This window comes from Aeromonas genomosp. paramedia (assembly GCF_023093515.1).
Classification (GTDB): domain Bacteria; phylum Pseudomonadota; class Gammaproteobacteria; order Enterobacterales; family Aeromonadaceae; genus Aeromonas.
In genome coordinates this window covers 204,905-219,267 of sequence record NZ_JAAROG010000013.1, presented here as the reverse complement: position 1 = coordinate 219,267, position 14,363 = coordinate 204,905, and the positions used below count along the sequence as shown (strand labels likewise).

Here is a 14,363-nt window from a genome sequence, read left to right as displayed (position 1 = left end):
ACTCCATCTTAAGGGCGCACCGCACCGAGGTGCGACGGGCATCTATACATGAGAAAAGACGATTCAAAAGGCTCTCATTTCTGAGTTGAGAGGGGGCTCAAAGAAATCTCATTTGAGCCCATATGGGGGTATCAATGGGGCAGATTACGTGTTTCATTGAGAGTTATTCGCATTCAACGTTAATGATCTTTTTGTTGATAGAAGGGCCTGTTGTGAAGCGCCCTCACCCCTGTCATGGCTGCCGCTGGTCGCTATCCCTGTTAAGGTAAGGGCAAAACAGCACTCAGGACGGATCCATGACTCTTTTGCAGTGGCAATCAGCCAGGCTGGCTCTTCACGGCGACCAGACCCTCTTCATCCCCGACCTCAAGCTGGCGCCTCAGGCGTGCTGGGCCTTCGTCGGCAGCAACGGCAGCGGCAAGACGGCGTTGGCCTCTGCCCTGTGCGGCGAGCTGGCCGTCCGTGCAGGGGAGGTGACTGGCCGGGTGAGGGCCGAGTGCCTCTCCTTCGAGTCGCAGCAGCGGCTGGGGGAGCTGGACTGGCAGCGGCGCAACACCGACATGCTGGGGGAAGAGGAGGAGGCAGGCTATCGGGTGTCGACCCTGATGCTGGAGGAGGGGGGCGAGGAGGCCCAGGCCCGCTCGCTGCTGGCGCGCTTCGGCATCGAGTCCCTGTGGGATCGTCCCTACCGCCATCTCTCGAGCGGGGAGGGGCGCAAGCTGCTGCTGGCCCGCGCCCTGCTGGGGAGGCCCGAACTGCTGGTGCTGGACGAGCCCTTCGATGGGCTGGATCAGGGCTCTCGCCAGGAGCTGATGGGGCTGCTGGCAGAGCTGGTCGGGGAGGGACAGCGGTTGGTGGTGATCGTCAACCGCTTCGACGAGATACCCCCCTTTGCCACTCACCTCGGCCTGCTCGGGGAGCTCAGCCTGCTGCTGGCGGGGGAGCGTGACGCCGTGCTCGGCAGCCGGGAGGTGGCCCAGCTGGCACGGGCCGAAATCGCCTCACCTCGCTTACCCCCGCCGCTGACGGCTCCCGCGCCCTTGCCCCCCGGCCCCCGGGTACAGATGCGCGCCTTGCGCGTCGCCTACGGGGAGCAGGTCATCATCGACGGGCTCGACTGGACCATAGAGGAGGGAGAGCACTGGCAACTGGTGGGGCCCAACGGTGCCGGCAAGTCGACCCTGCTCGCCCTCATCACAGGGGATCATCCGCAGGGGTACAGCAATGATCTGCGCCTGTTCGGAGTGCGCCGGGGCAGTGGCGAGAGCATCTGGGAGATCAAGCGCCACATCGGCCTGGTGAGCCCGGCCCTGCACCTGGACTATCGCGTCAATTGTTCGGTGCAGACGGTGGTCCTCTCCGGCTTTTATGACTCCATCGGCCTCTATACCCACCCGGGGGATCGCCAGCTGGCGCTCGCCAACCAGTGGCTGCTCCTGCTGGGGCTAAAGGAGCAGGGGGCGCAGCCCTTTCACTCCCTCTCCTTCGGCCAGCAGCGCCTGGTGCTCATCGCCCGGGCCCTGGTCAAGCATCCGCCGCTGCTCATCCTGGACGAGCCCCTGCAGGGGCTGGATCCCTTGAACCGCCACCTGGTGCGGGAGATGGTGGTGCGCCTCATAGGGGAAGGCACCCAGTTGCTGTTCGTCTCCCACCACCCCGAGGATGCGCCCCCCGGCCTCAGCCACCGGCTGAGCTTCGTGCCAGACGGCGTGAGGGGGTATCGCTATCTGCAGGAGAAGCTGGATGAGGGGTGATACCGGTTAGGCGGCTATTCATCCATGCGGAGTGAGCTAAACGGCGCCATAGGGCGCCGTTTTTATGCCTTCTTAACTGGATGCCGCAAGCTGCCCCTATTCAGGCAATAGCCCTTGCTGGCGGATAAGCCCGGCCAGGCTCGCCGCTATGCCGTCGTGCTCGGCGGCAGTCGGATGCCAGAGGCAGCCTGAGTTGTCGGAGCGCATTTGCTCGACCAGTACCGGGGGATCCCCCAACAGGGCTAGCTGTTGTTGCAGGCGGGCCAGTGCCTGGTTGAGCCTGTCATGGGGCCAGAGATATTGGCCCATGAGAATGATGGGCGGGCTGTCATAGCGTTGGCGCAGATCGCGCAGCAGGTCGACATAACCATCAACCCAGGCCTGCTGGAATGCCTCCTGATCCTGCCAGGGCTCATGGGGTTGCAGTTCAGAGCTGAAGTCATTGGTGCCGAGCTCGACGACGATCAGCGCAGGGTGCTGGCTCTCGAAGTCGGTGCCGCCCTGATAGACGGCGCCAGCCTTGTTCAGGTAGTGGGGCAGGGCATGATGGGGTTGATTGCCGTCCCAGTTGCGCAAGAGCCCGAGCCCGGAGTAAGAGACCTGGCTGTGTGTGGCCCCGAGCAGTGCTGCCGTCTTGGCCGGGAAGGCGAGCCGGGCGTTGGAGCTGTTGAGGTTCTCCTCCCAGCTGCATTCCCGCTTGTCCGACTCGCTGCCCATGCCAGCGCTGATGGAGTCACCGACAAACAACAGATGGGGTTTCTGCTGCCAGATGCCGCTCACCACCCCGTCAGTGATCAGGGCGTCCAGGGTCAGCATGGCGTCATAGGTCTCGGTGCGTTTGACCAGCTCGACCCTTACCGCGCGGGGTTGGGGCAGTTGCAGGAGGGGATAGGTGTTCATGCCCTGATCGGTCTTGATGACACCGTGTAGCTGGCCATCGATCAGCAGATCGAACTGGCTTTGCTGTCCATCTATGGCGATCGCCAGATCGCTCCCCTGAAAGAGGAATGAGAGCCGGGTGGCCGGCCAGTTGAATTGCACGTCCTGCTTGACCCAGTCGCGCACGATGCGCCCCTCGTAATTGAGACGATGATCCGTGGCTTCGATGCGGGCGGCCTGTGTCTCGGCAGCCAGCCCCACGGCGGCGAGCAGGAGGAGTCCTTTCACTGTCTTCATGCTGATCCCTGTGCTGTGTTGGGTTAACGCGACAGGGAGAGTCCAGATACCGGATCCGCTTCCGTACACGACGGGAACCGGTCAGGTATATGTCACCATCGCTGCCATTTGGCGCCTAGCAAGTGGGCGCCAAATGAAGATATATGGTGATGTGTTGTGCATAAAAGCAGCATCATCAGGATTTGTGGGGGCCATCAAACTTTTTATTCGAAGATTAATAAGTGCCGCGTGGCGGTCATTTCACCAGGGCCAGGATCTCCCGAAACGCCGGATGGCGGCAATCCCCCATCAGCTGGTAGAGGCACATCTCCACCGAGGTGAGGGATGCCCCCCGGGCCGCCAGCTGGCCGATGGCGAGCTCCCGGTTGGCGACGGTGCGGGACGACACAGCATCCACCACCAGAGAAACCCGGGCGCCGCTCGCCAGAAGCCCCAGCGCACTCTGGTAGACGCAGATATGGGCCTCGATGCCGCACACCAGCCAGTGGCCGACCCCGGTTCCGGCGAGGGCATCGGCGACCGTCGGCTCCCCCAGGGCGCCGAAGCTGTACTTGGGCAGCACAAGGGTGCCCGCCTGCAGCGGCTGCAACTCGGGCACCGTGGCGCCGAGCTTGTCCGGGTTCTGCTCCAGCCAGACAACCGGCAGCCCCAGCGCCTTGGCTCCCTGCACCAGCCGGGCCGTGTTGGCGATGAGCGAGTCGCTTCCCTCTACCAGGCGGGCCAGTTTGCCCTGGATATCGACCACCAGCAGGCCGGTGTCGCGGCTTTCAAGCATGATTTTCTCCTTTGTATGTGGCGAGTTTCCCGGTCCCGAGCTCAACGACGCCGGGCTCTTGCTGACAAGCTGCACGGCGCCCCTTCACGCGCTTGCCGTGCCAGGGGGGTCAAGGTAGGCCAGGGCCTCTATGTTGTTGCCGTCCGGATCGAGCAGGAAGGCGGCGTAGTAATTGGGGGCATAGTGGGGGCGCAGCCCCGGCTGCCCGTTGCAGGCAAAGCCGGCCCTGACGCCAGCCTGGTGAAACTCATCCACCTGGGCCGCGCTGCTTGCCGCGAAGGCGAGATGGCAGGGGGCACCCTGTTGGCCCCGCTCTATCCCAACCCGGCCGAAACCTGCGGCGTCTTTGTCTGCCCACTTGAGTGTTATCAAGAGAGGAGCCAGCACGGTTTCATAGAAGCGTCGGCAGTCGTCGACGCGCACCACCTTGATTTCAACATGATCGAACACGGCTACTCCTTGTGCTGTCTGTGGGCTGAGCAGGCTCTCGGCACCCTTATCGGACCCCGTGAAGATGGGTATCGAATGACCACAATAAGCCGGTTTTGCGTCAAGCGGGGAGAGGGCAAGCCGCATAACTGCGTGCTCCGTCAAAGATTTCTCATCCAGGGGGTGGATGGGCTTTGCCTCTCTTTGGCCAAGCTTGCCCGGTTTTGTTGCTTGGCGAAGGGGAAAAGCTCTGTTATGGTGTCCTTAATTAGCCGTTTGGATGGCTAGATGGTTGTGGTGTCGGCCTTCATGATGACACCCGCGGCCCCACCATTTTGATGATCATTTCGACAGGGAGTTTCTATGCAGCGTCGTTCCTTCTTCACCCTCTCCGCCCTCGCGCTGCTCGCCAGCAGCCTGCCGCTGTCAGCCTTTGCCATCGATGAGGCGAAGAAAGAGATAGTGATAGGCACTACTGTCGGGGACTTCGCCGACATGGTGACCGACTCCATCAAGCCGCAGCTCGAAGCCAAGGGCTACAAGGTCAAACTGGTGGAGTTCACCGACTACGTGACCCCCAACATCGCCCTGGCGGACGGGTCGCTGGACGTCAACTGCTTCCAGCACAAACCCTATCTGGAGAGCTTCTCCAAAGACCGGGGCCTCTCCCTGGCCCCGATCACCCAGGTGCCGACCGGCCCCATGGGGCTCTACGCCGGCAAGCTGGGGGATCTCAAGGCCCTGAAAGAGGGCAGCACTGTCGCCATTCCCAACGATCCCACCAACCAGGCGCGGGCCCTGCTGATGCTGCAGGACCTGGGCTGGCTCACCCTCAAAGAGGGGATCAACCCTCTCAAGGCGAGCGAGTTCGATGTGGTGAAGAACCCCCACGACATCAAGCTGGTGTTGCTGGAGGCGGCGCAACTGCCCCGCTCCCGTGAAGACGTGGACTTCTCCGTCATCAACGGCAACTTCGCCGCCTCGAGCGGGATCCCCTTCAGCACGGGTCTCTTCCTCGAGCGCAGCTATGACTTCATCAACTGGGTGGTGGTCAAAGGGGCCGATGCGGACAAGCCGTTCGCCAAGGATGTGGCGGCGGCCTACAACTCCCCCGAGTTCAAGGCCTATGCCGCCAAGCGCTTCGTCGGCTACAAGTACCCTCAGGGCTGGCAGAGCCAGGGCTGAGAGCAGAGCCAGGGCTGAGAGCAGCACCTGCAACGAAAAACGGGCACCTTGGTGCCCGTTTTTTCATCTGGGAGATCAGTAGCGGTGCAGCCACCAGCGGGCGGCGACGAGGGCGGTGAGGCTGCCAAGCAGGGCGCTCGCCAGCACGTCCAGGGGCCAGTGCATGCCGATCAGGGTGCGCGACAGGCCGATGCCGATGGCCCAGAGCGGCAGCAGCCAGACCCCGGCGGGGGCCCGGGCCAGCCAGATCAGGCCGAAGAACTGGGCCAGGCTCATGGCGGCTATGCTGTGGCCGGAGGGGAAGGCGTAGTTCACCTCCGTCTGCCAGTGGTGGCCGAGCCAGGCGGGCAGCGCCAGCAACTGGGTCGCGGCGTGGACCTGTTCGCTGCGAAGCGCACTGCTGCCGGCATAGAACTGGCGGATGGCGGGGATAAGCTCCTGGCTCTCCAGCCAGAGCAGATAGGGCCTTGGCTCCTCGGTCAGCTGCTTGATGAGGCTCTTGATGATCCAGTCGCTCGCGAGCGTGGCAAAGAGGGCGCCCGCGAGGGCCAGCAGGGCGGTGTGGCCGAGCGTCAGCTTGTGTCGGGTCAGCAGCAGCAAGGCGGCGATGGTGATGGCAAGGCCGGGCAGGTCCACCATGCGGGTGAGGGCATAGGGCCACCAGAGCCAGTCCGATTGCAGGGCACCCGTCATGAAGGGCTGCCAGGGCAGGCAGACGAGCAGCAGCAGCGGCAGCAGCAGTATGGCGTTGAAACCAAGCACCCGGCGGCGTGGCAACGAAGAGGCATGAGTCGGCATGAGAGGGCTCGTAACAGGTGCACATGACAGGGCGGATGATAAAGAGGCGTCATTGTGCCAGCCCGTCCCCCCTGGTCAAGCCAGGGGGCGCGAGGGCAACATGTTGTTACATATGAGTGCGACGCGCCATCTGTGGATGCCCGGGAACCCGCTTCGACGCCCTGGCTCCCTGTCGCCTTAAGAGAGCGGCGCACTCTTTGCCCACGACAACCCGAGAACAAGTCTCTGAAAATTCGGCCCGCTTGGGCTAGAATGGCGCGCCTGTGGCCGGTTGTGGATGAGAAGAGAGCCGATGAAGATCGTCGTTGATGAAAATATGCCCCATGCCTGCGAGCTGTTTGCCGAGTTTGGCGAGGTCGTCCCCCTGCCCGGACGGCAGATAGGGGCGGCGGATCTGCAGGATGCCGACGTGCTGCTGGTGCGCTCGGTGACCCGGGTCGATGCCGGGCTGCTCGCCAGCTGCCCGCGGCTTGGCTTCGTCGGCACCGCCACCATAGGCACGGATCACATCGACACCGCTCTCCTGGCCGAGCGGGGTATCCCCTTCTTCAGCGCCCCCGGCTGCAACAAGTATTCGGTGGGCGACTATGTGCTCTCGGCCCTGCTGGTGCTGGCGGAGCGCCATGAGCTCAGCCTCGATCGGATGAGCCTCGCCGTCATTGGCGCCGGCAACACGGGGGAGTGCGTTGCGGGCAAGGCAGAGGCGCTCGGCATGAAGGTGCTGCGCTGCGATCCGCCGCGGGCACGCACTGAGGGCGGTGCGGGTTTTGTCGATTATCAGACGGCCCTTGGGGCCGATATCGTCAGCTTCCATGTGCCCCTGACCCGCAAGGGGCCGGAGCCGACCTTCCACCTGCTGGGGGAGCGCGAGATAGCCGCGCTGCCCGGGGGCCAGTTCCTTATCAATGCCTCCCGGGGGGAGGTGTGGGACAACCAAGCCTTGCTGGCGCGCCAGCAGAGTCAAGCGCCGCTCAAGCTGGTGATGGACGTGTGGGAAGGGGAGCCTGAGCCCCTAGAGGCCCTGGTGCCTTACACCGAGATAGCCACTCCGCACATCGCCGGCTACAGCCTGGAGGGCAAGGCCCGCGGCACCTGGATGCTCTATCAGGCGCTCTGCCAGCAGCTGGGGCGCACGGCGCGCCAGGATCTGCAATCCCTGCTGCCCGCCCCCGAGGTGCGCGAGTTGACGCCGGGTCAGCCCGCCGATCAGGGGTTGATCAAGCAGCTGGTCCACCTCATCTATGACGTGCGCCGGGACGATGCCCGCTTTCGCAACCGGATCGGGTTGCCCGGCAGCTTCGATGGGCAGCGCAAGGACTACCCGGAGCGGCGCGAGCTCTCCTCCTTGCAGGTCAGCGGCCCCTTCGCCTGCGACAGGCTGGCCCGGCTGGGCTTTGCCATCTCGCAACAATAAACCGGAATTCATGCGGGGGCTCCGATCACCGGATCGGGGTCCTCCGTCTCGGCCCGCACCCTGCCGGCCGACCATCAGACAGATCACGCCTGCCGCCCCTGATGCCGACCCGGTCGGCCTCATCGGCGGGCAATATCACAGGAGAGAACATCAGTGAGTCAACAATTCAACGTAGCGGTACTGGGCGCGAGCGGCGCCGTGGGTCAGGCCATGATCGAGATCCTGGAGGAGCGCGCCTTCCCGGTCGCCACCCTCTACCCCCTGGCCTCCAGCCGCAGCGCCGGCGACACAGTGCGCTTTGGCGGCAAGAACATCGAGATCAAGGATGTCGAGGAGTTTGACTGGAGCCAGGTGCAGATCGCCCTCTTCTCCGCCGGTGCCGAGGTCTCTGCCAAGTGGGCGCCCATCGCGGCCGAGCAGGGCTGCATCGTCATCGACAACACCTCCTGCTTCCGTTACGACGAAGATATCCCCCTGGTGATCCCGGAAGTGAACCCGGATGCTCTGGCGGATTTTCGCAACCGCAACATCATCGCCAACCCCAACTGCTCCACCATACAGATGCTGGTTGCCCTCAAGCCCCTGCAGGACGAGGTGGGCATCGCCCGCATCAACGTGGCGACCTACCAGTCCGTCTCCGGCTCCGGCAAGGAAGGGGTGAGCGAGCTGGCGGGCCAGACCGCCCATCTGCTCAACGGCCGTCCGGTGGAGCCGACCATCTATCCGCAGCAGATCGCCTTCAACCTGATCCCGCAGATCGACAGCTTCACCGACAACGGTTACACCCGTGAAGAGATGAAGATGGTGTGGGAGACCCAGAAGATCCTGGGGGATGCCAGCATAGCCGTGAACCCCACCTGCGTGCGGGTGCCGGTGTTCTACGGTCACGCCGAGGCGGTCCACGTCGAGCTGCACCAGCCGCTGGACGCCGAGCAGGTCAAGGAGCTGCTGCGCAATGCCCCCGGGGTCACCCTGTTTGACGACGATGCGGACTACCCGACCCCGGTGCGCGACGCCACCGGCAAGGACGAGGTGCTGGTTGGCCGGGTGCGCCAGGATATTTCTCACCCGAGCGGTATCAATATGTGGATCGTGGCCGATAACGTTCGTAAGGGCGCGGCGACCAACAGCGTGCAGATTGCCGAGCTGCTGGTGCGCGACTACCTCTGAGGCCGTTTTGCGGCCTGCGGCGGGGAGGGAGCCCCGCCCGAGGAGATGAGCCAGGGTCCCGGGATGTGACCGGGGGCGCACTCTCCGGTTTTAAGAATGTCGCGTGATATCAGTGAGCTAGGTTTTTTTCTACACTCGGGTTCGCGTCTGGGGCCGCTCTATGGCGGCATGTGGACGCGAAATATGTCGGATCGCTGGCTTGAGACCGGCGGCTGATTTATATTGAGCCGATTGTTTTGGGGTAACTATCCAGATTTTTCAATGTGATAGGGCCATCATACGAAGGAACGAATATGGGACATTCCCGCATAACGCTGGCAACGCTACTCGCATTGGGTCTTCTGGGCACGGCTCAGGCCGATGAGGCGGGGCGAGAGCCTTTCTTTGTCGAGCTCAAGGGCCCGGACGGTGCCGCGCCTCCTGTCGTTCAGCCTCAGGCCCAGCCCGTGGCACCGGCCCAGCCGGCTCCCAGGGCCCAGCCCATAGTGCGTCAGGCGCCCAGCGCCGCCGCGGGCAGCTATGGCCCTGTCCGTTCCACCGATACCCTCTGGAGCCTGGCGAGCAAGCATCGCCCCTCCAGCCGGGTGACCGTCTACCAGACCATGGTGGCGATCTATGACAAGAATCCCAAGAGTTTTGCCGACGGCAACATCAACCACATCCTGGTGGGATCCCGCATTCTGCTGCCAAGCGCCGCCGAGGCGGGCCGCATCACGGACGCCGAGGCCCGTCGCCGCTTCAACAGCGACAACGCCAGCTGGAAGGGGCTGAGCCCCAAATACCTGGCCGAGAAGCAGACCCATCCGGTGGCGACCAAGCCGGCGACCCGCGCGCCGGTCAAGGCCGTGGCCAAGGCGGCCCCCCTTCCGACCGCCGCCAAGGTGAGCGCGCCCCAGGCGGCGACCGAGGTGACGGCGATCGCCAAGGCGGCCGCTCCGGCGGCGAGTGCCGCCGCGCCAACCGCAGCCCCGGCCCCCTTGCCGGTCAGTGCCGCCGCCGTGGTGGGCAAGCCCTCCACCGAGATGGCGCTGGCGCTGGAAGATGCCAACGCCCAGCTCGGTCAGGTCACCGAGATGAACCACAGGCTCAAGCTGCGCCTGCAGTCCCTGACCGAAGAGGTGGAGACCCTCAAGGCCCAGCTGCAGGATCAGACCGCGCTGCAAAAAGAGGTGGCGGAGCTCAAGGCCAAGCCGGTGCCGCCCGTGGTGGCCCCCGCACCCAAGCAGAACTGGGTGATGGAGCTGCTCGCCTCGCCGCTCAACCTCGCCATGATCATCCTGCTGCCCGTGCTGCTGGTGCTGGCCCTGGTGACGCTCTGGCTGCGGGCCCGCGCCCGCCGCGAGCTGGAAGAGCAGGAGAAGAGCCTGTCGGAGTCCACCTCCATGGTGATGGGGGAGGAGAGCAGCGAGTTTGACCAGCTGATGACGGTCGGCATCGCCGATGACGAGCCCATGCACGCCATGCCGGATCTTGGGCCGGGTGACAATGGCCGTCAGGAGGGTGCCAAGGCCCCGACTGACGTCGTCTTCAGCGATGATGAGATGGCCCTGTCCGCCTTCGATGTGGAGCCTGCGGTGACGACGGCCAACCGGGATCCGGATCTGGTGCCCGAGCTCGACCTGGCCCACGAGGGTGACTTCAGTCTGCCCCTGGCCCCCGAGCTGGATCTCTCCGGCGAGTCCGAGGCCAGGGCCCGGGCCGACGACGAGCTCATGAGCGAGGAGGAGCTGCAAGCGGCCCTGTTCGCCGAGCTGGATGCCGATCTCGAGGCCGATCTCAGCCAGGCGCAGGAGCAGAGCAGAAGCCAGCGCGATGGGGCGCTTGCCAACTTTGATCTCAGCGATCTCGAGACCGACTTCCAGGAGCCTGCCACCGACACCGCTGCCCGAGGCGACGACGCCTATGGCAAGGATGATATCGATGACATGCTGGCCGAGCTCGGGCTGGAGCCCACCAAGCCGGCGGCGCCGGCCTGGGATCCCAACGAGCTGGCCCTGGCGGACTTCGAGGATGCCTTCACCGAGGTGGAGCCCCATCAGGGCGATCTGAAGCCCCGTGAGCAGGCGCAGGCGAACGACTACGTGGAGATAGACAAGCTCCTGGCGGAGGCCAACGCCAGCAGCACGGAGCAGGAGCCCTACCAGGGCTTCTCCCTGGACGTGGGGCTGGATGGCTTCCCCGAGGTGTTGCCGGAGTCCACCGGGTTCGATGTGGATGCCGATGACGGCGGCGTGGGGGCCAAGCTGGATCTGGCCCGGGCCTACCTCGAGATCGACGACAAGGAGAGCGCCCGCGAGCTGCTGCAAGAGGCGGCGGCCCAGGGCAGCGAGCACCAGCGCAGCGAAGCCGAGAAGCTGCTCAGACGCCTGGGGTGATCCCCTTTGCCGGTGATGAACACAGAGGGCAGCCCGCGGGCTGCCCTCTTTCATGTCGGTCGCTGGCACGGGATGCCGGCCCGAACTGGGACTTTTGGGCCCAAGGGCGTATAATCCGGCCCGTTTCTTTCATCCTTTCCCCACAAGACAAGATTCATCCATGCGAATTGCCCTAGGTATTGAATACGACGGCAGCCGGTATTTCGGCTGGCAGCGTCAGCGCGAAGTGATCAGCGTGCAGGCCGAACTGGAAAAAGCCCTCAGCCGCATCGCCAACCACCCCGTCTCCATCCAGTGCGCCGGTCGTACCGATGCCGGGGTGCACGCCACCGGCCAGGTGATCCACTTCGATACCGAGGCGAACCGCGCCGAGGGTGCCTGGACCCTGGGGCTCAACTCCAACCTGCCGCCGGACATCGCCGTGCGCTGGGTCAAGGAGGTGGACGAGAACTTCCACGCCCGCTTCAGCGCCACCGCCCGTCGCTACCGTTATGTCATCTACAACCATAACTTCCGCCCGGCCATCCTCGGCAGCGGCGTCAGCCACTACCACGAGACCATAGATGCCGACCTGATGCACCAGGCGGGCCAGAGCCTGCTCGGGGAGCACGACTTCAGCACCTTCCGCGCCATCGCCTGCCAGTCCAACACCCCCTGGCGCAATGTGACCCACCTGTGCGTCAGTCGCTCCGGCCCCTACATAGTGCTCGACATCAAGGCCAACGCCTTCCTGCACCACATGGTGCGCAACATCACCGGCTCCCTGCTGCTGGTGGGGCAGGGGCAAAAACCCGTGGAGTGGATAGCCGAAGTGCTGGCGGCCAGGGATCGCAACCTGGCGGGGCCGACCGCCAAGGCGGGGGGCCTCTATCTGGTGGACGTGGACTACCCGGCAGAGTTTGCCCTGCCGCAGTTGCCGCTCGGCCCGCTCTGGCTGCCGGACTCGGCACCGGGTACGACCAGTTTTTAGTAACTGGGCCCGAAAATTTGTGGTTTAATGATCCGTCATTTATTGCCATCGAGCCGTAAGTCATTGAACAATCAAGGCCCGATGCGTTTTGTCAGGCACAAAAGCATTAAGGAATTCCATGAGCTGGCTTGAGAAGATCCTTCCCAAGAGCAAGATCACTACACCGCGTCGTCACAACATTCCGGAAGGGGTGTGGACCAAGTGTACCGCTTGCGAACAGGTGCTCTACCGGGCAGAACTGGAGCGCAATCTCGAAGTGTGCCCCAAGTGTGATCATCATATGCGGATCAGCGCCCGCGCCCGCCTCGAGAGCTTCCTCGACGAGCAGGGCCGCACCGAGGTCGGTGCCGAGCTGGAGCCGCAGGACATCTTGAAATTCAAGGATTCCAAGCGCTACAAGGATCGTTTGTCTGCCGCTCAGAAAGAGACGGGAGAAAAAGATGCGCTGGTGGTGATGAAGGGGACCCTCAAGGGGGTGCCGGTCGTCGCCTGTTCATTCGAGTTCTCCTTCATCGGTGGCTCCATGTCCTCCGTGGTCGGTGCCCGCTTCGTGCGCGCCGTCGAGGAGAGTATCAAGGAAGGCCGCGGCCTGGTCTGCTTCTCCACCTCGGGTGGGGCGCGGATGCAGGAAGCGCTCTTCTCCCTGATGCAGATGGCCAAGACCAGTGCGGCGCTCGATCGCCTCACCAAGGCGGGCCTGCCGTTCATCTCCGTGCTGACCGACCCCACCATGGGGGGCGTCTCCGCCAGTCTGGCCATGCTGGGTGACATCAACGTGGGCGAGCCCAAGGCGCTGATCGGCTTCGCCGGTCCCCGCGTCATCGAGCAGACAGTGCGCGAGAAGCTGCCGGAAGGCTTCCAGCGCTCCGAGTTCCTGCTGGAAAAGGGCGCCATCGATCTCATCATCGACCGCCGCGAAATGCGCAGCCGTCTGGCCGGCCTGCTGGCCAAGCTGATGAATACTCAGGTCATCGAAGACTGAACATGAGTTCGCACATGCAACAATCTCAAAGCCGGTCGCTGGTCGACTGGCTTTCTTATTTGGAACGGATCCATCCGGTCAACATCGACATGGGTCTGGAGCGGGTCGGCGCCGTTGCCCGGCGCATGGGCCTTACCCAGTTGCCGTTCAAGGTGATCACGGTGGCGGGCACCAACGGCAAGGGCTCCTCCTGCGCCATGGCCGCCAGCATACTGATGGCCGCCGGTTACCAGGTGGGGGTCTACTCCTCGCCGCACCTGCTGCGCTTTACCGAGCGGGTGCGTATCGACGGGGCCGAGCTCTCTGACAGCGAGCACTGCGCCGCCTTTGCCGAGGTGGAAGCGGCCCGCGGCGAGATTGCCCTCACCTTCTTCGAGTTCGCCACCCTGGCGGGCCTGTGGCTCTTCTGCCGCGCCGCCCCCGACGTGCTGCTGCTGGAAGTGGGGCTGGGCGGCCGGCTCGACGCCACCAATGTGGTGGAGTCCGACGTGGCCCTGATCACCTCCATTGCGCTGGATCACTGCGACTGGCTCGGGGATACCCGCGAAGCGGTGGCGGTGGAGAAGGCCGGGGTGTATCGCGCCGGCAAACCCGCCATCAGCGGCGAGCCCAACCCGCCAGCGACCATCGCCAGCGAAGCGGCGCGTCTTGGCGCCTGCCTGCGCCAGGTCGGCCGCGACTTCCACGGCGATGAGCACGATGCAGACTGGGATTACCATGGCCTGAACCACTGGCTGGGGCTGCCCAAACCCGCCCTGCCGCTGATGAACGCGGTCACCGTGCTGGCGGCGCTGGAATCCCTCGGCTTGCCGCTCTCGGAGTCCGCGATCCGTGACGGGCTGGCCAATGCCCGGCTGGCGGGGCGAATGCAGCGGCTGCAAAACGAGCCCCTGGTCATCGTCGATGTGGCCCACAATCCCCATTCGGCGGCTTATCTCGCGAGCCAGCTGCGCCAGATCCCCTGCAAGGGCAAGCGCCGCGCCGTGGTGGGCATGCTGAAAGACAAGGACATGGCAGGGTCGCTGGCCGAACTCGATGGCCTCATCGACCAGTGGTTCCTGGCGAGCCTCACAGGCCCGCGCGCCGCCACCGCAGAGCAGCTTGCCGCCGCCCTCGGGGACGGGCAGGGACCGGCGGCGACCTTTGACGGCGTGAGCGCGGCTTATCGTGCTGCCCTGGCCGCATCGAGTCCTGATGATATGGTCATCGTCTTTGGTTCGTTTTACACTGTCGCCGACGTGCTGGCGGCGAGCGCCTGAGCGGCCCGACCGGCTCTTCGCATCGTGGATGTCCGCAAGATTGCAGGCCGTTGAGTCTAAGTAACTTGGCTGGAAA

At 64.4% G+C, this 14,363-nt stretch carries 12 protein-coding genes; 8 read left to right on the top strand and 4 right to left on the bottom strand.

The annotated features are described in order from the left end of the window. Positions 1 to 296: 296 nt before the first annotated feature. A complete protein-coding gene (gene modF, locus HB860_RS09610) occupies positions 297 to 1,754 on the top strand; it encodes a molybdate ABC transporter ATP-binding protein ModF (RefSeq protein WP_247626480.1) in 1,458 nt (485 codons plus the stop codon). 96 nt (positions 1,755 to 1,850) lie between these two features. Here the strand turns inward: modF and HB860_RS09605 are convergent, their stop codons facing one another. From HB860_RS09605 to HB860_RS09595, 3 genes are all read right to left on the bottom strand, one after another. Next, positions 1,851 to 2,930 (bottom strand): SGNH/GDSL hydrolase family protein, encoded by a 1,080-nt coding sequence (locus HB860_RS09605; protein ID WP_247626479.1) that lies wholly within the window; start codon positions 2,928 to 2,930, stop codon positions 1,851 to 1,853. 235 nt (positions 2,931 to 3,165) lie between these two features. Further along, complete coding sequence (locus HB860_RS09600) at positions 3,166 to 3,705, bottom strand: hydrolase (RefSeq protein WP_247626478.1); 540 nt, start codon at positions 3,703 to 3,705, stop codon at positions 3,166 to 3,168. Positions 3,706 to 3,789: 84 nt separating this feature from the next. Beyond that, positions 3,790 to 4,155: a VOC family protein gene (locus tag HB860_RS09595; protein WP_247626477.1), complete on the bottom strand. Its 366-nt coding sequence runs from the start codon at positions 4,153 to 4,155 to the stop codon at positions 3,790 to 3,792. Positions 4,156 to 4,497: 342 nt separating this feature from the next. Between HB860_RS09595 and HB860_RS09590 the strand changes: the two genes are divergently transcribed. After that, a complete protein-coding gene (locus HB860_RS09590; protein WP_247626476.1) occupies positions 4,498 to 5,319 on the top strand; it encodes a MetQ/NlpA family ABC transporter substrate-binding protein in 822 nt (273 codons plus the stop codon). Between the two features lie 75 nt (positions 5,320 to 5,394). Here HB860_RS09590 and HB860_RS09585 read toward each other — a convergent pair whose 3' ends face one another. Further along, positions 5,395 to 6,117: a phosphatase PAP2 family protein gene (locus HB860_RS09585; RefSeq protein ID WP_247626475.1), complete on the bottom strand. Its 723-nt coding sequence runs from the start codon at positions 6,115 to 6,117 to the stop codon at positions 5,395 to 5,397. A gap of 292 nt (positions 6,118 to 6,409) precedes the next feature. Between HB860_RS09585 and HB860_RS09580 the strand changes: the two genes are divergently transcribed. From HB860_RS09580 to folC, 6 genes are all read left to right on the top strand, one after another. Next, a complete protein-coding gene (locus HB860_RS09580; protein ID WP_247626474.1) occupies positions 6,410 to 7,531 on the top strand; it encodes a 4-phosphoerythronate dehydrogenase in 1,122 nt (373 codons plus the stop codon). 153 nt (positions 7,532 to 7,684) lie between these two features. After that, on the top strand, positions 7,685 to 8,701 hold the full coding sequence (locus tag HB860_RS09575; RefSeq protein WP_139439503.1) for an aspartate-semialdehyde dehydrogenase: 1,017 nt from the start codon (positions 7,685 to 7,687) through the stop codon (positions 8,699 to 8,701). Positions 8,702 to 8,994: 293 nt separating this feature from the next. Then, positions 8,995 to 11,076, top strand: coding sequence for a FimV/HubP family polar landmark protein (locus HB860_RS09570; RefSeq protein WP_247626473.1), 2,082 nt, complete (start codon positions 8,995 to 8,997; stop codon positions 11,074 to 11,076). A 160-nt stretch (positions 11,077 to 11,236) separates the two neighbouring features. Beyond that, positions 11,237 to 12,046 carry a tRNA pseudouridine(38-40) synthase TruA gene (truA, locus tag HB860_RS09565; protein ID WP_247626472.1) on the top strand — a complete coding sequence of 270 codons (810 nt, stop codon included), beginning with the start codon at positions 11,237 to 11,239 and terminating at the stop codon, positions 12,044 to 12,046. Between the two features lie 118 nt (positions 12,047 to 12,164). After that, the gene (accD, locus tag HB860_RS09560) at positions 12,165 to 13,028 is read left to right on the top strand and encodes an acetyl-CoA carboxylase, carboxyltransferase subunit beta (protein ID WP_139439506.1); all 864 of its coding nucleotides are present in this window, start codon (positions 12,165 to 12,167) and stop codon (positions 13,026 to 13,028) included. A gap of 2 nt (positions 13,029 to 13,030) precedes the next feature. Further along, on the top strand, positions 13,031 to 14,287 hold the full coding sequence (gene folC, locus HB860_RS09555) for a bifunctional tetrahydrofolate synthase/dihydrofolate synthase (protein ID WP_247626471.1): 1,257 nt from the start codon (positions 13,031 to 13,033) through the stop codon (positions 14,285 to 14,287). Positions 14,288 to 14,363: the final 76 nt, after the last annotated feature.